Genomic DNA, 19,852 nt, shown 5'->3' with positions numbered 1-19,852 from the left:
CTTATTATTATAGTCCTGTCGAGAAGAAAAGTAAAACAGAAAGTGAAAAATCCGGGTTTCAGATGGATTTTGCGGTCAGGGAGCTTTTGTAGTATAATAGTACTATGTTCTGTAAGCAAGGGGGATATCTATGGACTTAACCAAGCGCTTTAATAAACAGTTAGACAAGATTCAAGTTTCCTTGATTCGCCAGTTTGACCAGGCAATTTCAGCGATTCCTGGGGTCTTGCGTTTGACCTTGGGGGAACCTGATTTTACAACGCCAGATCATGTCAAGGAGGCAGCCAAGCGGGCCATTGACCAGAACCAATCCTACTATACAGGGATGAGTGGTTTGCTGACTCTACGTCAGGCAGCCAGTGACTTTGTTAAGGAAAAGTACCAACTGGACTATGCTCCTGAAAATGAAATCTTGGTTACAATTGGGGCGACAGAGGCTTTATCTGCTACTTTGACGGCTATTTTGGAAGAGGGGGACAAGGTGCTCTTGCCAGCTCCTGCCTATCCAGGATATGAGCCGATTGTCAATCTAGTTGGGGCAGAGATTGTGGAGATTGATACAACTGAAAATGGTTTTGTCTTGACTCCTGAGATGTTGGAAAAGGCCATTTTGGAGCAAGGGGACAAGCTCAAAGCTGTCATTCTCAACTATCCAGCTAATCCGACAGGAATTACCTATAGTCGGGAGCAGTTGGAAGCCTTGGCAGACGTTTTACGCAAGTATGAGATTTTTGTTGTCTGTGATGAGGTTTACTCAGAATTAACCTATACAGGCGAAGCCCATGTATCTCTGGGAACTATGCTGAGAGACCAGGCTATTATTATCAATGGTTTATCTAAGTCTCATGCTATGACAGGTTGGCGTTTAGGCTTTATCTTTGCTCCTGCAGCTTTCACAGCTCAGTTGATCAAGAGTCACCAATATTTGGTTACTGCCGCAAACACTATGGCTCAACATGCTGCGGTGGAGGCCTTGACGGCTGGTAAAAACGACGCAGAGCCTATGAAAAAGGAATACATCCAGCGTCGAGATTATATCATCGAAAAGATGACTGCTCTTGGTTTTGAGATTATCAAACCAGACGGTGCCTTCTATATCTTTGCTAAGATTCCAGCGGGCTACAATCAAGACTCCTTTGCTTTTCTGAAGGATTTTGCCTATAAGAAGGCCGTTGCCTTTATCCCTGGTGCAGCCTTTGGACGTTACGGAGAAGGCTATGTGCGTCTGTCTTATGCAGCCAGCATGGAAACAATCAGAGAGGCCATGAAACGACTTGAGGAGTACATGAGAGAAGCATGATTCAGTCTATCACGAGTCAAGGTCTCGTACTCTACAATCGTAACTTTCGTGAGGATGACAAGCTAGTCAAAATTTTTACCGAGCAGGCGGGCAAGCGCATGTTTTTCGTTAAACACGCTGGCCAGTCCAAACTAGCTCCAGTTATTCAGCCCTTGGTGTTGGCACGATTTCTCTTGCGCATCAATGATGATGGGCTTAGCTACATCGAGGACTACCATGAGGTGATGACCTTCCCCAAGATTAATAGTGATCTCTTTGTCATGGCCTATGCAACCTATGTGGCTGCCCTTGCAGATGCTAGTTTGCAGGATAATCAGCAGGATGCTCCCTTGTTTGCTTTCTTGAGGAAGACTCTGGAGTTGATGGAAGCAGGCTTGGATTATCAGGTTTTAACCAATATTTTTGAAATTCAAATTTTGACCCGATTTGGAATTAGCCTCAATTTTAATGAATGTGTCTTTTGCCATCGGGTGGGTCAGGCCTTTGACTTTTCTTTCAAATATGGAGCCTGCCTTTGCCCAGAGCATTATCATGAGGATGAGAGACGTTGCCATCTCAATCCCAATATTCCTTATCTACTCAACCAATTCCAAGCTATTGATTTTGAAACCTTGGAGACTATTTCGCTTAAGGCAGAAATCAAGCAAGAGCTACGCCAATTTATGGATCAACTCTACGAAGAGTACGTCGGAATTCACCTAAAATCAAAGAAATTTATCGATTCCCTAGCCGACTGGGGACAATTACTAAAAGAGGAAGACAAATGAAAAAAATCGCAGTAGATGCTATGGGGGGCGATTACGCACCTCAAGCCATCGTTGAGGGTGTCAATCAAGCCCTTGCTGACTTTTCAGATATTGAGATTCAACTCTATGGAGACGAAAGCAAAATCAAGCAATATCTAACAGCGACAGAGCGTGTCAGTATCATCCATACGGATGAGAAAATTGACTCAGATGATGAGCCGACAAAAGCAATCCGTAAGAAGAAAAATGCCAGCATGGTATTAGCAGCCAAGGCAGTCAAAGAGGGAGAAGCAGACGCCATCCTCTCAGCTGGGAACACAGGTGCCTTGTTGGCTGCAGGATTCTTCATCGTGGGTCGTATCAAAAATATCGATCGTCCAGGACTCATGTCTACCTTGCCGACTGTAGATGGGAAAGGTTTTGACATGCTGGACCTCGGTGCTAATGCGGAAAATACAGCTCAGCACCTCCATCAATACGCTGTCCTCGGTTCCTTCTATGCAAAAAATGTCCGTGGCATTGCGCAACCACGTGTTGGTTTGCTCAACAATGGAACAGAGAGTAGTAAGGGCGACCCACTTCGCAAGGAAACCTACGAATTATTAGCGGCTGATGAAAGTTTGAACTTTATCGGAAACGTGGAAGCGCGTGATTTGATGAATGGCGTTGCGGATGTTGTTGTGGCAGATGGTTTCACGGGAAACGCTGTGCTCAAATCCATTGAAGGAACAGCCATGGGAATCATGGGTTTGCTCAAGATTGCTATTACAGGTGGTGGTCTCCGAGCGAAACTAGGCGCCCTCCTTCTCAAAGACAGCCTCAGAGGTTTGAAAAAACAGCTTAACTATTCAGATGTTGGTGGAGCGGTCTTGTTTGGTGTCAAGGCACCGGTTGTCAAGACTCATGGCTCAAGCGATGCCAAGGCTGTGTATAGTACAATTCGCCAGATTCGTACCATGCTAGAAACAGACGTAGTTGCCCAGACTGCGCGTGAATTTTCAGGAGAATAAAAGAGATGACAGAAAAAGAAATTTTTGACCGTATTGTGACCATTATCCAAGAGCGACAGGGAGAGGATTTTGTCGTGACAGAATCTTTGAGTCTGAAAGACGACTTGGATGCTGACTCAGTGGACTTGATGGAGTTTGTCTTGACGCTAGAAGATGAATTTGGTATCGAGATCAGCGATGAGGAAATTGACCAATTGCAAAGTGTAGCAGATGTGGTCAGAACTATTAAAGGTAAGATATAGCCAAAAGCAACATGCAAGTCATGTTGTTTTTTTGTTTGCAGAAAAAAGAAAAACGTTAAAATTTTTTGTAGAAATTGCGAATAAAGAGATGAGAAAGAAAAAAGGAGGAACGTTCATGTACATGCCAATCTTGTATCCATGGTACATCAAGTGGTTTTTAAAATAAAAATGAAACAGTTGTTCATTTTCGAATTGTTTTTCGAATAGATAGGTAAGAGGAAAAGGAAGGAGACTACGCGATGTATTTACCAATCTTATTGCCATGGTTTATCAAATGGTATTTAAAATAAATGAAATTTACCTGTTCATTTTAAATCACTTCTCGAATAGATAAGTGAGAAGAAAAGGAAGGAGAGAAAAAATGATTTCAGTAATTTATCCAATCTGGTTTTTAAAATGGTTTAAAATCTAGAAGTCGTAAACTAAAAAATAGAAATAAAGGAGAAAAAAGATGACAAACTTTGACAAAATGGAACAGAACTTTGTAACTCTTACAGAAGAAGAGTTGATGGATGTGGATGGGGGTTCTGTTACTGCTGTGGTAGTAGGGGGCATCCTACTTATTGGCGGTATTGCTTGGGGATACTTTNTGTGATAATAGGAGGATAAAATGAATATGAATAATTTAAATAATTGGCCAGAGTTGACAGAAGACGAATTAATGAATACTGATGGAGGCGTGATCACATTCGCTACGATTGGTATTGGAGTGACTATTTTCCTTGGCGGTAGATTAATCGGGCAAGATTTAAAGCGTAGGTTTGGATAAAAAGTGATTAGGTATGAAAAATCGAAAAAATTTAATAGGCGTGCTTTTAATCAGTTTTGGAGCACTCTGCGTTCTAGGTGATTTAAATGTAATTACCTTTAAAGTTGATCAGTATGTAGGCTCGGAATTATGGATTCCAATCCTTATTTTAATGATGAGTTATTTGGATTCAGGCAAAAACAAGGTTTAAAGAGAACTATTGTTAGTGTGTGGGAAATACTATTGAATAGTCATCTTTTAGTTACTATCAATGAAAAAAGAACTAAAAAAATGGAGAAATAAATGAAGATTTCAGAAGAATTTTCAGTAATTATTATATCAGCTTCAGGAATAGTAGAGCTTTTGGTTGGAGTAGCTATTGGATTAGCCAGTATTATTTAAAAAGGAGAGAGAAAAATGAAAAAACTGGATGAAAAATTTGACATCATGACAGAAGCAGATTTGGCTCTTACTGAAGGAGGCTTCGTTGTCACTACTTCCACAGCAATAGCTTGGGGTATATTAGGAGTAGCTTCTTATATGTATGGGCGTTATCTAGGAAGTAGACGTTAAGCTAAAAATTTGGGATAAAGTAGGTAAGGAAATTAACCATGAATCACAACATTAATCTCAACACACTCTTACCTAAATTAGCCACTGTATTTCCTTTGTTGGCAATCGGCCTGCATCTTGCGCTTCATGTGATTCGTACAGGTTCATTAGTATCCTTTGATTGGCAATGGACTTTAGTTGGTTTGCTTGCTTCTGGCTATTTTGGTATTTTTTGTAAAGATTTGTCAAAAAATAATCAAAACTATAAATGATGAATCTGAATGAAAAGGATTTTGTGCATGTGAATGGCGGAGTTTTTCCACCTTTCTTATCAGGTAAATAGGAGTCTACCATGAAAAAATTCTTATTAGGATTTGCTGAGGGATATTTTATTGTATCACTCATTATCTACATCGCAACGTATTTGATTTTGAAAAAACCGATCAATACCTTGTTTTATCCAGAAACCTATCCAATTCTGCTTGGTCTGTTTTATGTAGGATATAAGTACGAAACAAAAGAAAGTACGATTGGGAATTGATGGACCATCAGATTGGAGTTCGGGATGAAAGTTGTTCAATTACTAGGAAAAGTTTGGCCAGAGACCACTGTATTGTTTAGCTCGATGGCTTATCTAATTATTAGAATCGTAGCTGATGTAAACAAAATAGATCTACCTAAATGGTTTGAATATTTTGATATACCTGTGATTTCATTATTTTTGATGACCTTTATCTTACTTTATAGAAGTGAAGAAAAAGATAACAAACGATGATAACATGAGTCTGATTTCTGTAGCTCTAGCATAAAAGCAATCTTGGAGTGTTAGACCAATGGACCGTAATCTGCATTTAGTGAGGAAGGTGTTCGTATGTTAAAAAAGAAGTGATCTTATTAGGGGGTCTTCTACTAGTACGCATTGTACTTTCTATCCTTCAAGTTTTAATGGACTATAAGCTATTACTAGGAAAGTATAGTGTAAATTTCATGGAAGTTTCAGACCTTTTTTCTTACCCTCTACTTCTTTTAATCATTTACATAGCGGTAAAATACCATACTATTCTCAAAAGAAAAAGTAAAGAAAGTAATGAGAACCGAAATGAATAAGATTTTAAAATCCTTCATTGTATTTATTTTTCTATTTTTAATGAATATTCTCATCTTTACGATACTAGCAACTCTTGGATTTCAGGTGACAATGAGTGAAAGTAGTTATCTGGTGCCCCCTGTGTTTGCTTTTATCGTTTTATACACCATTCACAAAAGAAGTGGGAAAGGTAAGAAATCTCTGTAATTGAATGTTTTAGGCAGGACTCTTGTTCTGCCTATTTTCTTTGACAAAAAGTGCTGTTCAGGTATGAATATTGTTTTTTCAGAAATAATTTTCCGATTTCTTCTTCGTTTGGTTAAAATAATCTTACAAAGTTTTTAAGAGATTGTTAGAAAAAAGGAGATGGATATGAAATTTGGGAAAAGACACTATCGCCCTCAGGTGGATCAGATGGATTGCGGCGTGGCTTCCTTGGCTATGGTATTTGGCTACTACGGTAGTTATTACTCCTTGGCTCATCTACGAGAGTTGGCTAAGACGACCATGGATGGGACGACTGCTTTGGGTCTTGTAAAGGTAGCAGGGGAGCTTGGTTTTGAAACGCGGGCTATTAAGGCGGATATGACGCTCTTTGACTTGCCAAATTTGACCTTTCCTTTTGTAGCCCATGTGCTCAAGGAAGGGAAATTGCTCCACTACTATGTGGTGACAGGTCAGGATAAGAAGACTATCCATATCGCTGATCCAGATCCCGGTGTCAAGCTGACCAAGATTTCCCGTGAGCGATTTGCGCAAGAGTGGACAGGGATTAGTCTCTTTATGGCGCCATCTCCGGACTATAAGCCCCATAAGGAGAAAAAACAGGGGCTCCTATCCTTCTTGCCAATCTTACTCAAACAGCGAGGTTTAATTGCCAATATCGTCCTAGCGACACTCTTGGTGACCCTAATCAATATTGTGGGCTCCTACTATCTTCAGTCTATCATTGATAGTTATGTGCCAGATCAGATGCGTTCGACCTTGGGCATCATCTCAATAGGACTAGTCATCGTCTATATCCTCCAGCAGATTTTGTCCTATGCGCAGGAGTACCTCCTACTAATCCTTGGGCAACGCTTGTCGATTGACGTGATTTTGTCTTATATCAAGCATGTTTTTCACCTGCCAATGTCCTTTTTCGCGACACGCAGGACAGGAGAAATCGTGTCTCGTTTTACAGATGCCAACAGTATCATTGATGCGCTGGCGTCGACCATTCTGTCGATTTTCCTAGATGTGTCGACGATTTTGATTATCTCGCTGGTCTTGTTTTCACAAAATATGACACTCTTTTTCATTAGTCTACTTGCGCTTCCCATCTATACAGTGATTATCTTTGCCTTTATGAAGCCTTTTGAAAAGATGAATCGGGACACTATGGAAGCCAATGCGGTTCTGTCTTCTTCTATCATCGAGGACATCAATGGTATTGAGACCATTAAGTCTTTGACCAGTGAAAGTTCACGCTATCAAAAGATTGACAAGGAATTTGTAGCTTATCTGAAAAAATCCTTTACCTATAGTCGAGCAGAAAGTCAACAAAAGGCTCTTAAAAAGCTTGCTCAGCTCCTGCTCAATGTTGCCGTTCTCTGGATGGGAGCAGTTCTCGTCATGGATGGAAAAATGAGTTTGGGCCAGCTGATTACCTATAATACTTTGCTTGTTTACTTTACCAATCCTTTGGAAAATATGATCAACCTGCAAACCAAACTTCAGACAGCGCAGGTTGCCAATAATCGCTTAAATGAGGTTTATCTAGTAGCTTCGGAGTTTGAGGAGAAGAAAACAGTCGAAGATTTGAGTATGATGAAAGGAGATATGACTTTCAATCAGGTTCACTACAAGTATGGCTATGGTCGAGATGTTTTGTCGGATATCAATTTGACCATTCCGCAAGGTTCTAAAGTGGCTTTCGTGGGAATTTCAGGATCAGGCAAGACAACTTTGGCCAAGATGATGGTTAATTTTTACGATCCAAGTCAGGGAGAGATTAGTCTGGGTGGTGTCAATCTCAATCAGATTGATAAAAAGGCCCTGCGTCAGTATATCAACTATCTGCCTCAGCAGCCCTATGTCTTTAACGGAACGATTTTGGAGAATCTTCTCCTTGGAGCCAAAGAAGGGACGACACAGGAGGATATTTTACGGGCGGTTGAGTTGGCTGAGATCCGGGAAGATATTGAGCGGATGCCGCTGAATTATCAGACAGAATTGACTTCGGATGGGGCAGGTATTTCTGGGGGGCAACGGCAGAGAATTGCTTTAGCGCGTGCTCTCTTAACGGATGCGCCTGTTCTGATATTGGACGAGGCGACTAGCAGTTTGGATATTTTGACAGAGAAGCGAATTGTTGATAATCTCATGGCTTTAGACAAGACCTTGATTTTCATTGCCCACCGCTTGACCATTGCTGAGCGGACAGAAAAGGTTGTTGTTTTGGATCAGGGCAAGATTATCGAAGAAGGAAACCATGTAGACTTGCTTGCTCGAGGTGGATTTTACGCCCATTTGGTAAATAGCTAGAAAGAGGAGAAGATGAAACCAGAATTTTTAGAAAGTGCGGAGTTTTACCATCGTCGTTACCATAATTTTTCAAGTCGGGTGATTGTACCCATGTCGCTTCTGCTCGTGTTTCTGTTTGGATTTGCAGTCTTTGCAGAGAAGGAGATTAGTTTGTCTACCAGAGCAACTATCGAACCTAGTCGGATTATTGCCAATATCCAGTCGACTAGCAATCAACGTATTGTGGCTAATTATCTGGAAGAGAACAAACTAGTCAAGCAGGGGGAGCTACTCGTTCAGTACCAGCAAGGGGCGGAGGCTGTCCAGGTCGAAGCATATGCTAGTCAATTGGAGATGTTAAAGGATCAAAAAAAGCAGTTGGGTTATTTGCAATCCAGTTTGAAAGAGGGGAGTGATCAATTTCCAGAGGCGGATAAGTTTGGATATCAAGAGATGTTTCGAGACTATCTCAGCCAAGCTAGTAGTCTGAGGAGCAATGTTTCACAGCAAAATGCCAGCATTTCCTCTCAAAATGCGGCGGCTAGTCAGAGTCAGGCCGAGATTGGCAAGCTTATCAGCCAAACAGAGGATAAAATCCGAGATTATAAAACAGCTAAGTCGGCTATTGAAACAGGAGCTCAACTGGATAGTCAGAATCCAGCCTACTCTTTTTATCAGACCTATAAAAACCAAGCTGGAGAAGAACCGCAAGCTAAATCGCAAGTGATTGCACAAGTAGATGCACAAATATCCCAGCTAGAGTCTAGTTTAGCTACTTATCGTGTGCAATATGCAGGTTCTGGAGCTCAACAGGCCCACGCAACGGGACTAGATAGTCAACTGGAATCGCTTAAATCTCAGCACTTAGTTAAAGTAGGCCAGGAATTAACCCTTTTGGATCAGAAAATTTTAGAAGCAGAGTCGGGTAAGAAAGTCCAAGGAGGTCTTCTAGATAAGGGGAAGATTACAGCAAGCGAGGACGGAGTGCTTCACCTTAATCCTGAAACTAGTGAATCTACGATGGTCGCAGAAGGAACCCTGCTAGCCCAACTCTACCCGTCTTTGGAAAGAGAGGGTAAAACCAAACTCACGGCTTATCTTAGTTCCAAAGATGTTGCAAGGCTCAAGGTCGGTGATTCTGTTCGCTTTACTACAAGCAAGGATGGCAATAAAGAGCTTGTTCTTGTTTCTGCCATTACGAATATTGATGCGACAGCTACCAAGACTGAAAAGGGAAATTTCTTTAAGATAGAGGCGGAGACTGGTCTAACTTCTGAACAGGCGGAAAAACTTCGCTACGGTTCAGAAGGACGTCTGACGCTAATCACAGGGAAGAAAAGTTATCTGAGATACTACTTAGATCAATTTTTAAACAGAGAATAATGTTTGCTTTTAATGCAATATTATACTTTTAAAACTGTAAAATGTTTTGATTTTACAGTTTTTCTTAATATTAAAAGAAGGAGTTTTGTTATCGTTCGCAAATTCTTGCTATTTTTCTCATTTTATAGTAGAATGAAGTAAAGAAATACGAAAGGCGAACTTTAACATGTCAAAAGAATTGATCTATTCGGGGAAAGCCAAGGATATCTATACAACTGAGGATGAAAATCTTATTATTTCAACTTACAAGGATCAGGCGACTGCTTTCAATGGTGTCAAGAAGGAGCAGATTGCGGGTAAGGGAGTTTTAAATAATCAGATTTCATCTTTTATTTTTGAGAAATTAAACACTGCTGGTGTGGCGACTCACTTTGTGGAGAAACTTTCGGACACAGAACAACTCAATAAAAAGGTTGAGATTATTCCTCTAGAAGTTGTGCTCCGCAACTACACAGCTGGTTCCTTTTCAAAACGTTTTGGCGTGGAAGAGGGCATCGACTTGGAGACCCCAATTGTCGAATTTTACTATAAAAACGATGATTTGGATGATCCCTTTATCAATGACGAACATGTGAAATTCCTTAAAATTGCGGATGACCAGCAGATTGCTTACTTGAAGGAAGAAACCCGTCGTATCAATGAGTTCTTGAAAACTTGGTTTGCTGAGATTGGGCTTAAGTTGATTGACTTTAAGCTAGAATTTGGTTTTGACAAGGATGGCAAGATTATCTTGGCAGATGAATTTTCACCAGATAACTGCCGTTTGTGGGATGCGGATGGCAACCACATGGATAAGGATGTTTTCCGTAGAGGATTGGGAGAACTAACAGACGTTTACGAGATTGTCTGGGAGAAGTTACAGGGTTTAAAATAGCACCTTCAAGGTCATTTGGGAACATTGCAAGAACTGAAATAAAGGAATAAGAATTGATGGATAAACGTATTTTTGTTGAAAAAAAGGCTGATTTTCAGGTCAAGTCAGAGAGTTTGGTAAGAGAACTTCAGCACAACTTGGGACTTTCAACCTTGAAAAGTATTCGCATTGTGCAAGTTTATGATGTCTTTGACTTGGCTGAGGATTTGTTTGCACCCGCAGAGAAACACATCTTTTCTGAGCAGGTGACAGACCATGTCTTGGACGAAGCGACTGTGCAAGCGGAACTTGCCAACTATGCTTTCTTTGCCATTGAAAGCCTGCCAGGGCAGTTTGACCAACGTGCAGCATCTTCACAGGAAGCCTTGCTTTTACTGGGAAGTTCGAGTGACGTGACGGTCAATACAGCCCAACTTTACTTGGTTAATAAAGATATTGATGCGACTGAGTTGGAAGCGGTTAAAAACTATTTGCTCAACCCAGTTGATTCTCGTTTCAAGGACATCACGACAGGAATTGCCAAGCAGGAATTTTCAGAGTCAGACAAGACCATTCCTAAATTGACTTTCTTTGAAAGCTATACGGCAGAAGACTTTGCTCGCTACAAGGCAGAGCAAGGGATGGCTATGGAAGTGGATGATTTGCTCTTTATCCAAGATTATTTCAAGTCAATCGGGCGCGTGCCGACGGAAACAGAGCTTAAGGTTTTGGACACTTACTGGTCTGACCACTGCCGTCACACGACTTTTGAGACAGAGTTGAAACAGATTGATTTCTCAGCTTCTAAATTCCAAAAGCAATTGCAGGCGACTTATGAAAAGTATATTGCCATGCGTGATGAGTTGGGACGTTCGGAGAAACCACAAACCTTGATGGATATGGCCACTATTTTCGGTCGATATGAGCGTGCCAATGGGCGTTTGGACGACATGGAAGTGTCTGATGAGATCAATGCCTGCTCTGTTGAAATTGAAGTGGATGTTGATGGTGTCAAGGAACCGTGGCTCCTCATGTTCAAGAACGAAACCCACAATCACCCAACGGAGATTGAGCCATTTGGTGGTGCTGCTACCTGTATCGGTGGGGCTATTCGTGACCCGTTGTCAGGGCGTTCATATGTTTACCAAGCTATGCGTATCTCAGGTGCTGGTGACATTACAGCGCCGATTTCAGCGACTCGTGCTGGGAAATTGCCACAACAAGTCATTTCTAAAACAGCGGCTCACGGTTATTCTTCTTATGGGAACCAGATTGGTCTTGCGACGACTTACGTTCGTGAATACTTCCACCCAGGCTTTGTAGCTAAACGTATGGAACTAGGTGCAGTTGTCGGTGCGGCTCCTAAGGGCAATGTAGTCCGTGAAAAACCGGAAGCCGGCGATGTGATTATCTTGCTAGGTGGCAAGACTGGGCGTGATGGTGTCGGTGGTGCGACAGGGTCTTCTAAGGTTCAAACAGTTGAGTCTGTAGAGACTGCTGGTGCTGAGGTTCAAAAAGGGAATGCCATCGAAGAACGCAAGATTCAACGTCTTTTCCGTAATGGCGATGTCACTCGTCTCATCAAGAAATCAAATGACTTTGGAGCGGGTGGTGTCTGTGTGGCTATCGGTGAATTGGCAGATGGTCTTGAAATTGACCTCAACAAGGTGCCTCTTAAATACCAAGGCTTGAATGGTACCGAAATTGCCATCTCTGAATCACAAGAGCGGATGGCGGTAGTAGTTCGTCCAAAGGATGTGGATGCCTTCATCGCTGAATGTAACAAAGAAAATATTGATGCTGTTGTCGTGGCAACAGTGACTGAAAAACCAAATCTGGTCATGCACTGGAATGGTGAAACGATTGTTGACTTGGAACGCCGTTTCCTTGATACCAATGGTGTGCGTGTCGTTGTCGATGCCAAAGTTGTGGACAAGGATGTCAAGCTCCCAGAAGAGCGCAAGACGAGTGTTGAAACACTGGAAACAGATACCCTTGCGGTTCTATCTGACCTCAACCATGCGAGTCAAAAAGGCTTGCAGACTATCTTTGACTGTTCCGTTGGTCGTTCTACGGTTAATCACCCACTTGGTGGTCGCTACCAACTCACACCAACTGAGGCATCTGTGCAGAAATTACCAGTTCAACACGGTGTGACTCATACTGCGTCCGTCATGGCTCAAGGATTCAATCCATATGTAGCTGAATGGTCTCCATACCACGGAGCTGCCTATGCAGTTATCGAAGCGACTGCTCGTCTAGTGGCGGCAGGCGCCAACTGGTCTAAGGCTCGTTTCTCTTACCAAGAGTACTTCGAGCGGATGGACAAGCAAGCAGAGCGTTTTGGTCAGCCAGTAGCAGCTCTTCTAGGCTCTATCGAAGCACAACTTCAACTTGGTTTGCCATCTATCGGTGGTAAGGACTCTATGTCTGGTACCTTTGAAGAATTGACGGTGCCACCAACCTTGGTTGCCTTTGGGGTGACAACAGCAGATAGCCGCAAGGTGCTCTCTCCTGAGTTCAAGACTACTGGTGAAAACATCTACTACATCCCAGGTCAAGCTCTTTCTGCTGATATCGACTTCGATTTGATTAAGAAGAACTTCGCTCAGTTCGAAGCCATCCAAGCTGACCACAAAGTAACGTCTGCATCAGCTGTTAAATACGGTGGTGTTATTGAAAGTTTAGCTCTTGCTACTTTTGGAAATCATATTGGTGCAGAGGTAACCTTGCCTGAACTTGAAACGGCTTTGACAGCTCAATTGGGTGGATTCGTCTTCACATCTCCAGAAGAGATTGCAAGTGTTGCCAAGATTGGACAAACAGTAGCTGACTTTACACTTGCTGTCAATGGTGTAACGCTTGATGGACAGAAGCTTGACAGTGCCTTCCAAGGTAAATTGGAAGAGGTTTACCCTACTGAGTTTGCACAAGCAACTGAGCTAGAAGAAGTACCTGCTGTGGCGTCAGATGCTGTGATCAAAGCCAAAGAAACAGTTGAGAAACCAGTGGTTTATATCCCAGTATTCCCAGGGACCAACTCAGAATATGACTCAGCTAAGGTCTTCGAAAAAGAAGGTGCAGAGGTTAACTTGGTACCATTTGTGACCCTGAATGAAGAAGCCATTGTCAAGTCAGTTGAAACCATGGTTGACAATATCGGCAAGGCTAACATCCTCTTCTTTGCAGGTGGTTTCTCAGCTGCGGACGAGCCAGATGGATCAGCTAAATTTATTGTCAATATCCTGCTCAATGAAAAAGTGCGTGCAGCCATTGATGGCTTTATCGCTCGTGGGGGCTTGATTATCGGTATCTGTAATGGATTCCAGGCTCTAGTTAAATCAGGTCTTCTTCCATACGGAAACTTCGAGGATGCCAGCAGTACTAGTCCAACCCTCTTCTACAATGATGCCAACCAGCACGTGGCCAAGATGGTGGAAACTCGGATCGCCAATACCAACTCGCCATGGTTGGCTGGCGTGCAAGTGGGCGATATCCATGCTATCCCTGTTTCGCACGGTGAAGGGAAGTTTGTCGTGACAGCTGAGGAATTCGCAGAGCTTCGTGACAATGGTCAAATCTTTAGCCAATACGTTGACTTTGACGGCAAACCAAGTATGGATTCTAAGTACAATCCGAATGGTTCTGTAAATGCCATCGAAGGAATTACTAGCAAGAATGGCCAGATTATCGGTAAGATGGGACACTCAGAACGTTATGAAGACGGTCTCTTCCAAAACATCCCAGGAAATAAAGACCAGCACCTGTTCGCATCGGCGGTTCAATACTTTACTGGAAAGTAAGATTTGCGGTTTTTTCGATAGACAATATCCGTAATGTAAAAGCCATGTAGCTCTAGCTCTTGGTGCTACACAAATAAAAATTAGGTATAAAAAATGACATACGAAGTAAAATCTCTTAATGAAGAATGTGGTGTTTTCGGTATTTGGGGGCATCCAGATGCTGCGAAAATGGCCTATTTTGGGCTCCACAGTCTTCAGCACCGTGGTCAGGAAGGGGCAGGAATCCTCTCCAATGATCAAGGACAATTGAAGCGCCATCGTGATATGGGGCTTTTGTCAGAAGTGTTCAGAAACCCAGCTAATTTGGATAAATTGACAGGATCTGCTGCTATTGGGCATGTGCGTTATGCGACTGCTGGCGAAGCTTCTGTAGATAACATCCAGCCTTTCATTTTTCGCTTTCATGATATGCAGTTTGGGCTGGCTCACAATGGGAACCTGACTAATGCAGAATCTCTTAAGAAAGAATTGGAACAAAGAGGTGCTATTTTCAGCTCAACCTCTGATTCAGAAATCTTAGCTCATTTGATTCGTCGTAGTCACAATCCTAGTTTGATGGGTAAAATCAAGGAAGCACTCAGTCTTGTCAAAGGCGGCTTCGCTTATATCTTGCTTTTTGAGGACAAGTTGATTGCGGCGCTTGACCCTAATGGCTTCCGTCCGCTTTCGATTGGGAAAATGACCAACGGAGCGGTAGTGGTTTCCTCCGAAACCTGTGCTTTTGAAGTTATTGGTGCTGAGTGGATTCGAGATTTGAAGCCTGGAGAGATTGTGGTCATTGATGATAAGGGCATCCAGTATGATAGCTATACAGATGATACACAGTTGGCGATTTGCTCTATGGAGTATATCTATTTTGCTCGCCCTGATTCTAATATCCACGGTGTCAATGTCCATACAGCTCGCAAACGTATGGGGGCTCAATTGGCGCGTGAATTTAAGCACGAAGCGGATATCGTGGTCGGTGTGCCAAATTCCTCACTCAGCGCGGCTATGGGATTTGCGGAGGAGTCTGGTCTGCCAAATGAAATGGGTCTCATCAAGAACCAATACACGCAACGCACCTTTATCCAACCGACTCAAGAATTGCGGGAGCAAGGGGTACGGATGAAACTGTCTGCCGTTTCGGGTGTTGTCAAAGGCAAACGTGTGGTTATGATTGATGATTCCATTGTTCGTGGGACAACCTCTCGCCGTATCGTTCAGCTTTTGAAAGAAGCAGGGGCGACGGAGGTTCATGTTGCTATTGGAAGTCCTGCGCTAGCTTATCCATGTTTCTACGGGATTGATATCCAGACTCGTCAGGAGTTGATTGCGGCCAATCATACGGTCGAAGAAACCTGCCAAATCATTGGAGCAGATAGCCTGACCTATCTTTCTGTTGAAGGTTTGATTGATTCGATTGGTATTGAAACAGATGCGCCAAATGGCGGTCTCTGTGTCGCTTACTTTGACGGCGACTACCCAACTCCTCTCTACGACTATGAGGAAGACTATCGTAGAAGTTTGGAAGAAAAGACCAGTTTTTACAAATAGGCGGATGATGATTCTCCATTAAAGAAAAGGAATGAACAAAATGACGAATAAAAATGCTTATGCGCAATCCGGTGTGGATGTTGAAGCGGGTTATGAAGTTGTTGAACGGATCAAAAAGCACGTGGCTCGTACAGAACGCGCAGGTGTTATGGGAGCTCTAGGTGGTTTCGGTGGCATGTTTGACCTTTCAAAAACAGGTGTCAAAGAGCCCGTCTTGATTTCAGGAACTGACGGTGTTGGAACCAAGCTCATGCTGGCCATCAAGTACGACAAGCACGATACCATCGGTCAGGACTGTGTGGCAATGTGTGTCAACGACATCATCGCTGCAGGTGCGGAGCCTCTTTACTTCCTTGACTACGTAGCGACAGGGAAGAATGAACCAGCTAAGCTAGAACAAGTCGTTGCTGGTGTGGCAGAAGGCTGTGTGCAGGCAGGCGCTGCTCTCATCGGTGGAGAAACGGCTGAAATGCCTGGTATGTATGGTGAAGATGACTACGACTTGGCTGGTTTTGCAGTCGGTGTGGCTGAAAAATCTCAAATTATTGACGGCTCAAAGGTGGCAGAAGGAGATGTTCTTCTCGGACTTGCTTCAAGTGGCATTCACTCCAATGGTTACTCTCTTGTTCGTCGTGTCTTTGCCGACTACACAGGTGAGGAAGTCTTGCCAGAATTGGAAGGCAAGCAACTCAAGGAAGTCCTTCTTGAGCCGACTCGTATCTATGTCAAGGCTGTCTTGCCACTCATCAAGGAAGGGTTGGTCAACGGTATTGCCCACATCACGGGTGGTGGCTTTATCGAGAATGTCCCTCGTATGTTTGCGGCTGACCTAGCTGCAGAGATTGAGGAAAGCAAAGTTCCAGTGCTTCCGATTTTCAAAGCTCTTGAAAAATACGGTGAAATCAAGCATGAAGAAATGTTTGAAATCTTCAATATGGGTGTGGGACTCATGTTGGCAGTTAGCCCTGAAAATGTAGCTCGTGTCAAGGAATTGCTGGATGAACCAGTCTATGAAATTGGTCGCATCGTCAAGAAAGAAAACGAAAGTGTCATTATCAAATGAAAAAAATAGCGGTTTTTGCCTCTGGTAATGGGTCGAATTTTCAGGTGATTGCCGAAGAATTTCCGGTGGAGTTTGTCTTTTCAGACCATCGTGACGCCTATGTGCTCGAGCGTGCAGATAAGCTCGGCGTCCTGTCCTATGCTTTTGAACTCAAGGAATTTGAGAACAAGTCGGACTACGAAGCAGCCCTTGTCGAACTCTTGCAAGAGCACCAGATTGACTTGATTTGCCTCGCCGGCTACATGAAAATCGTTGGGTCCACCTTATTGGCAGCTTATGAAGGTCGGATTATCAACATTCATCCAGCCTACCTGCCAGAATTTCCAGGAGCTCATGGGATTGAGGACGCTTGGAATGCTGGTGTTGCTGAGAGTGGCGTCACCATTCACTGGGTGGACTCTGGTGTGGATACAGGCAAGGTAATCAAACAAGTCCGTGTGCCACGTCTAGCTGATGATACCATCGAAAGATTTGAAGCTCGCATTCATGAGGCAGAGTACAAGTTGTATCTAGAGGTGCTGGATAGCTTGGGGGTTGCACGAAAATAAGAAGGAAGTCATAGATGATTTTGTGGCAAGGATTAGAAGTCATCTGCTAAGGAGAAATTTATGGGTTTGTTTGATTTTTTTAAGAAAAAACCTTCTAGCGAAGAGACGTCGACTAAAGATGAGGGAAAGATTGTTATCAAATCTGAAAATACAGATGATAGTGCTCCGGGATGGGAAGCTATTGATGCAGAATTTGATCGTCTTTATCCTGATCAGCCCAATCCTCGGCATTATGGAACACTTGTCAAATATATGTTTGGTGGTCCAGATCCGCTTGATGGCATCAGTGTTTATGATGCGGGAGATTTTTGGCATTTTGTTGGCTATGGTTTGTCGGAGTTATATACAAAAGAAAGTTCAGACCTTGAATACAGTGGTTATGGGATTGAATTAACCTTTAAGTTAAAGAAATCGAATAATGACGATGAAGAAGAAATTAAAAATGGATGTGGTTTGCTACAGTATGTGGCAAGATATATTTTTCAAACAGGTAAAGTGGTTTTGCCAGAAGAATACATTTATACCAAGCAAACGGTAGGAATTGATGCCCAACAGAAATCTAATTTGACAGGGTTCTTGACTGCTGCTGATGATTTAGCTAAGCCTCTAGATACTCCGCACGGAAAAGTGGAATTTGTAACCCTGATTGGTGCGACAGATGCCGAACTGCGAAGTGTGTACGAAAGTGAAACTAGTAAGCTTGAGGTCAGAAAACTGTTAAAAGAACTTGGGAATCAGGTTACAGACTATGATCGCCAGTCTTTAGTTTAAATGATGTGAAAGCACCTCTTGATACAATGAAAGGAAAAAACATGACTAAACGCGCCTTAATCAGCGTCTCAGACAAAGCGGGCATTGTTGGATTTGCCCAAGAACTTAAAAAACTTGGTTGGGATATCATCTCGACAGGTGGGACAAAGGTTACCCTTGATAATGCTGGGGTGGAGACCATTGCAATTGATGATGTGACGGGCTTCCCAGAAATGATGGACGGTCGTGTCAAGACCCTTCACCCAAATATCCATGGTGGGCTCCTCGCTCGTCGTGATCTCGATAGCCACCTTGAGGCGGCTAAGGACAATAAGATCGAGCTTATCGACCTTGTAGTGGTCAACCTCTATCCTTTCAAGGAAACAATCCTCAAACCAGACGTGACGTACGCTGACGCAGTTGAAAATATCGATATCGGTGGGCCATCAATGCTTCGTTCAGCAGCTAAAAACCACGCTAGCGTAACAGTTGTTGTAGACCCTGCTGACTACGCAGTGGTTTTGGACGAGTTGTCAGCCAATGGTGAAACGACTTACGAAATGCGTCAACGTTTGGCTGCCAAGGTTTTCCGTCACACAGCAGCTTATGATGCCTTGATTGCAGAATACTTCACTGCTCAAGTGGGCGAAAGCAAACCAGAAAAACTCACCTTGACTTATGACCTCAAGCAGGCCATGCGCTATGGGGAAAATCCTCAACAGGATGCAGATTTCTACCAAAAAGCTTTGCCGACAGACTACTCAATTGCATCAGCGAAACAGCTCAACGGTAAAGAATTGTCCTTCAATAACATTCGTGACGCTGATGCGGCGATTCGTATTATCCGTGATTTCAAAGATCGTCCAACCGTTGTAGCTTTGAAACACATGAATCCATGTGGAATTGGTCAGGCAGATGACATCGAAACTGCTTGGGACTATGCTTACGAGTCTGACCCAGTGTCTATCTTTGGTGGAATTGTCGTCCTTAACCGTGAGGTGGATGCTGCGACCGCTGAGAAGATGCACGGCGTTTTCCTCGAGATCATTATCGCACCGAACTATACGGATGAAGCGCTAGCCATTTTGACCAACAAAAAGAAAAACTTGCGTATCCTTGCCTTGCCATTTGATGCTCAAGAGGCTAGTGAAGTAGAGGCAGAATACACAGGCGTGGTTGGTGGACTTCTTGTGCAAAACCAAGACGTGGTCAAGGAAAGCCCAGTTGACTGGCAAGTGGTGACCAAACGCCAGCCAACCGAGACAGAAGCGACTGCCCTTGAGTTCGCTTGGAAAGCCATCAAGTACGTCAAATCAAACGGAATCATCATAACCAACGACCACATGACACTTGGCGTTGGCCCGGGTCAAACCAATCGTGTGGCTTCTGTTCGCATCGCCATTGAACAAGCCAAAGACCGCCTTGACGGCGCTGTTCTTGCTTCAGATGCTTTCTTCCCATTTGCGGATAACGTGGAAGAAATCGCCAAAGCCGGTATCAAGGCCATCATCCAGCCGGGTGGCTCAGTCCGTGACCAAGAGTCCATCGAAGCAGCGGACAAATATGGCTTGACTATGGTCTTCACAGGCGTGAGACACTTTAGGCATTAAAAAACAAAAGGGAAGAAAACAGTTTCTTTCCTTTTTTGCGAAAAAACGCGGAGCAAAACAAGATTAAAACGAACGTTTGTGTTATAATATTAGTAAATAATTCGCAAAAGAGGTTG

21 protein-coding genes are annotated in these 19,852 nt (G+C 43.2%); all 21 read left to right on the top strand.

The features are described 5' to 3' along the window. The first annotated feature begins 130 nt into the window (after positions 1-130). The 21 genes from D8803_RS06980 to purH all read left to right on the top strand — a co-directional run bounded on the left by D8803_RS06980 (position 131) and on the right by purH (position 19,736). On the top strand, positions 131-1,300 hold the full coding sequence (locus tag D8803_RS06980; RefSeq protein ID WP_131200681.1) for a pyridoxal phosphate-dependent aminotransferase: 1,170 nt from the start codon (positions 131-133) through the stop codon (positions 1,298-1,300). Further along, positions 1,297-2,067 (top strand): DNA repair protein RecO, encoded by a 771-nt coding sequence (gene recO, locus D8803_RS06975; protein WP_131200680.1) that lies wholly within the window; start codon positions 1,297-1,299, stop codon positions 2,065-2,067. The genes D8803_RS06980 and recO overlap by 4 nt, the downstream gene beginning before the upstream one ends. Next, on the top strand, positions 2,064-3,056 hold the full coding sequence (gene plsX, locus D8803_RS06970; protein ID WP_131200679.1) for a phosphate acyltransferase PlsX: 993 nt from the start codon (positions 2,064-2,066) through the stop codon (positions 3,054-3,056). The genes recO and plsX overlap by 4 nt, the downstream gene beginning before the upstream one ends. A 5-nt stretch (positions 3,057-3,061) precedes the next feature. Beyond that, a complete protein-coding gene (locus D8803_RS06965; protein ID WP_131200678.1) occupies positions 3,062-3,298 on the top strand; it encodes an acyl carrier protein in 237 nt (78 codons plus the stop codon). A gap of 451 nt (positions 3,299-3,749) precedes the next feature. Continuing rightward, positions 3,750-3,893: a class IIb bacteriocin, lactobin A/cerein 7B family gene (locus D8803_RS09930; protein WP_131200677.1), complete on the top strand. Its 144-nt coding sequence runs from the start codon at positions 3,750-3,752 to the stop codon at positions 3,891-3,893. Positions 3,894-3,908: 15 nt separating this feature from the next. Then, positions 3,909-4,067, top strand: a complete 159-nt coding sequence (locus tag D8803_RS09925) for a class IIb bacteriocin, lactobin A/cerein 7B family (protein ID WP_001056955.1) — start codon at positions 3,909-3,911, stop codon at positions 4,065-4,067. A 13-nt stretch (positions 4,068-4,080) separates the two neighbouring features. Further along, positions 4,081-4,257: a hypothetical protein gene (locus tag D8803_RS09720; RefSeq protein ID WP_000797314.1), complete on the top strand. Its 177-nt coding sequence runs from the start codon at positions 4,081-4,083 to the stop codon at positions 4,255-4,257. Positions 4,258-4,463: 206 nt separating this feature from the next. Then, positions 4,464-4,619: a hypothetical protein gene (locus D8803_RS09715; protein ID WP_165941768.1), complete on the top strand. Its 156-nt coding sequence runs from the start codon at positions 4,464-4,466 to the stop codon at positions 4,617-4,619. A gap of 38 nt (positions 4,620-4,657) precedes the next feature. Continuing rightward, positions 4,658-4,870: a bacteriocin immunity protein gene (locus D8803_RS06950; RefSeq protein ID WP_131200676.1), complete on the top strand. Its 213-nt coding sequence runs from the start codon at positions 4,658-4,660 to the stop codon at positions 4,868-4,870. Between the two features lie 80 nt (positions 4,871-4,950). Next, the gene (locus D8803_RS06945; RefSeq protein ID WP_131200675.1) at positions 4,951-5,139 is read left to right on the top strand and encodes a hypothetical protein; all 189 of its coding nucleotides are present in this window, start codon (positions 4,951-4,953) and stop codon (positions 5,137-5,139) included. A 24-nt stretch (positions 5,140-5,163) separates the two neighbouring features. Beyond that, positions 5,164-5,373 (top strand): bacteriocin immunity protein, encoded by a 210-nt coding sequence (locus D8803_RS06940; protein WP_131200674.1) that lies wholly within the window; start codon positions 5,164-5,166, stop codon positions 5,371-5,373. 324 nt (positions 5,374-5,697) lie between these two features. Then, positions 5,698-5,892 carry a hypothetical protein gene (locus D8803_RS09815; protein WP_038806543.1) on the top strand — a complete coding sequence of 65 codons (195 nt, stop codon included), beginning with the start codon at positions 5,698-5,700 and terminating at the stop codon, positions 5,890-5,892. 165 nt (positions 5,893-6,057) lie between these two features. Further along, positions 6,058-8,211, top strand: a complete 2,154-nt coding sequence (comA, locus tag D8803_RS06925; protein ID WP_131200673.1) for a peptide cleavage/export ABC transporter ComA — start codon at positions 6,058-6,060, stop codon at positions 8,209-8,211. 12 nt (positions 8,212-8,223) lie between these two features. Next, complete coding sequence (comB, locus tag D8803_RS06920) at positions 8,224-9,573, top strand: competence pheromone export protein ComB (RefSeq protein ID WP_131200672.1); 1,350 nt, start codon at positions 8,224-8,226, stop codon at positions 9,571-9,573. Positions 9,574-9,739: 166 nt separating this feature from the next. Beyond that, positions 9,740-10,447: a phosphoribosylaminoimidazolesuccinocarboxamide synthase gene (gene purC / locus D8803_RS06915; protein ID WP_131200671.1), complete on the top strand. Its 708-nt coding sequence runs from the start codon at positions 9,740-9,742 to the stop codon at positions 10,445-10,447. Positions 10,448-10,503: 56 nt separating this feature from the next. Next, a complete protein-coding gene (locus tag D8803_RS06910; RefSeq protein WP_131200670.1) occupies positions 10,504-14,229 on the top strand; it encodes a phosphoribosylformylglycinamidine synthase in 3,726 nt (1,241 codons plus the stop codon). Positions 14,230-14,322: 93 nt separating this feature from the next. Beyond that, positions 14,323-15,765, top strand: a complete 1,443-nt coding sequence (purF, locus tag D8803_RS06905; protein ID WP_125425260.1) for an amidophosphoribosyltransferase — start codon at positions 14,323-14,325, stop codon at positions 15,763-15,765. A 40-nt stretch (positions 15,766-15,805) separates the two neighbouring features. Then, positions 15,806-16,828: a phosphoribosylformylglycinamidine cyclo-ligase gene (gene purM / locus D8803_RS06900; protein ID WP_125425259.1), complete on the top strand. Its 1,023-nt coding sequence runs from the start codon at positions 15,806-15,808 to the stop codon at positions 16,826-16,828. Then, a complete protein-coding gene (gene purN / locus D8803_RS06895) occupies positions 16,825-17,376 on the top strand; it encodes a phosphoribosylglycinamide formyltransferase (protein ID WP_131200669.1) in 552 nt (183 codons plus the stop codon). Before purM ends, purN begins: the two co-directional genes overlap by 4 nt. Before the next feature lie 60 nt (positions 17,377-17,436). After that, on the top strand, positions 17,437-18,147 hold the full coding sequence (locus D8803_RS06890; RefSeq protein WP_131200668.1) for a suppressor of fused domain protein: 711 nt from the start codon (positions 17,437-17,439) through the stop codon (positions 18,145-18,147). Between the two features lie 41 nt (positions 18,148-18,188). Further along, on the top strand, positions 18,189-19,736 hold the full coding sequence (gene purH, locus D8803_RS06885; RefSeq protein WP_131200667.1) for a bifunctional phosphoribosylaminoimidazolecarboxamide formyltransferase/IMP cyclohydrolase: 1,548 nt from the start codon (positions 18,189-18,191) through the stop codon (positions 19,734-19,736). Positions 19,737-19,852: the final 116 nt, after the last annotated feature.

It is taken from the genome of Streptococcus oralis (assembly GCF_003943385.1).
GTDB lineage: Bacteria > Bacillota > Bacilli > Lactobacillales > Streptococcaceae > Streptococcus > Streptococcus oralis_CA.
This window is presented reverse-complemented; position numbering and strand designations above follow the sequence as displayed.

Bases quoted from the DNA above. Each gene is read 5' to 3' on its own strand.
- purH (WP_131200667.1), top strand. From the start codon at position 18,189: ATGACTAAACGCGCCTTAATCAGCGTCTCAGACAAAGCGGGCATTGTT.
- D8803_RS06950 (WP_131200676.1), top strand. From the start codon at position 4,658: ATGAATCACAACATTAATCTCAACACACTCTTACCTAAATTAGCCACT.
- D8803_RS06980 (WP_131200681.1), top strand. From the start codon at position 131: ATGGACTTAACCAAGCGCTTTAATAAACAGTTAGACAAGATTCAAGTT.
- D8803_RS06940 (WP_131200674.1), top strand. From the start codon at position 5,164: ATGAAAGTTGTTCAATTACTAGGAAAAGTTTGGCCAGAGACCACTGTA.
- D8803_RS06910 (WP_131200670.1), top strand. From the start codon at position 10,504: ATGGATAAACGTATTTTTGTTGAAAAAAAGGCTGATTTTCAGGTCAAG.
- D8803_RS06965 (WP_131200678.1), top strand. From the start codon at position 3,062: ATGACAGAAAAAGAAATTTTTGACCGTATTGTGACCATTATCCAAGAG.
- plsX (WP_131200679.1), top strand. From the start codon at position 2,064: ATGAAAAAAATCGCAGTAGATGCTATGGGGGGCGATTACGCACCTCAA.
- D8803_RS06890 (WP_131200668.1), top strand. From the start codon at position 17,437: ATGGGTTTGTTTGATTTTTTTAAGAAAAAACCTTCTAGCGAAGAGACG.
- recO (WP_131200680.1), top strand. From the start codon at position 1,297: ATGATTCAGTCTATCACGAGTCAAGGTCTCGTACTCTACAATCGTAAC.
- comA (WP_131200673.1), top strand. From the start codon at position 6,058: ATGAAATTTGGGAAAAGACACTATCGCCCTCAGGTGGATCAGATGGAT.
- D8803_RS06945 (WP_131200675.1), top strand. From the start codon at position 4,951: ATGAAAAAATTCTTATTAGGATTTGCTGAGGGATATTTTATTGTATCA.
- D8803_RS09720 (WP_000797314.1), top strand. From the start codon at position 4,081: ATGAAAAATCGAAAAAATTTAATAGGCGTGCTTTTAATCAGTTTTGGA.
- D8803_RS09715 (WP_165941768.1), top strand. From the start codon at position 4,464: ATGAAAAAACTGGATGAAAAATTTGACATCATGACAGAAGCAGATTTG.
- comB (WP_131200672.1), top strand. From the start codon at position 8,224: ATGAAACCAGAATTTTTAGAAAGTGCGGAGTTTTACCATCGTCGTTAC.
- D8803_RS09815 (WP_038806543.1), top strand. From the start codon at position 5,698: ATGAATAAGATTTTAAAATCCTTCATTGTATTTATTTTTCTATTTTTA.
- purC (WP_131200671.1), top strand. From the start codon at position 9,740: ATGTCAAAAGAATTGATCTATTCGGGGAAAGCCAAGGATATCTATACA.
- purM (WP_125425259.1), top strand. From the start codon at position 15,806: ATGACGAATAAAAATGCTTATGCGCAATCCGGTGTGGATGTTGAAGCG.
- D8803_RS09925 (WP_001056955.1), top strand. From the start codon at position 3,909: ATGAATATGAATAATTTAAATAATTGGCCAGAGTTGACAGAAGACGAA.
- purF (WP_125425260.1), top strand. From the start codon at position 14,323: ATGACATACGAAGTAAAATCTCTTAATGAAGAATGTGGTGTTTTCGGT.
- purN (WP_131200669.1), top strand. From the start codon at position 16,825: ATGAAAAAAATAGCGGTTTTTGCCTCTGGTAATGGGTCGAATTTTCAG.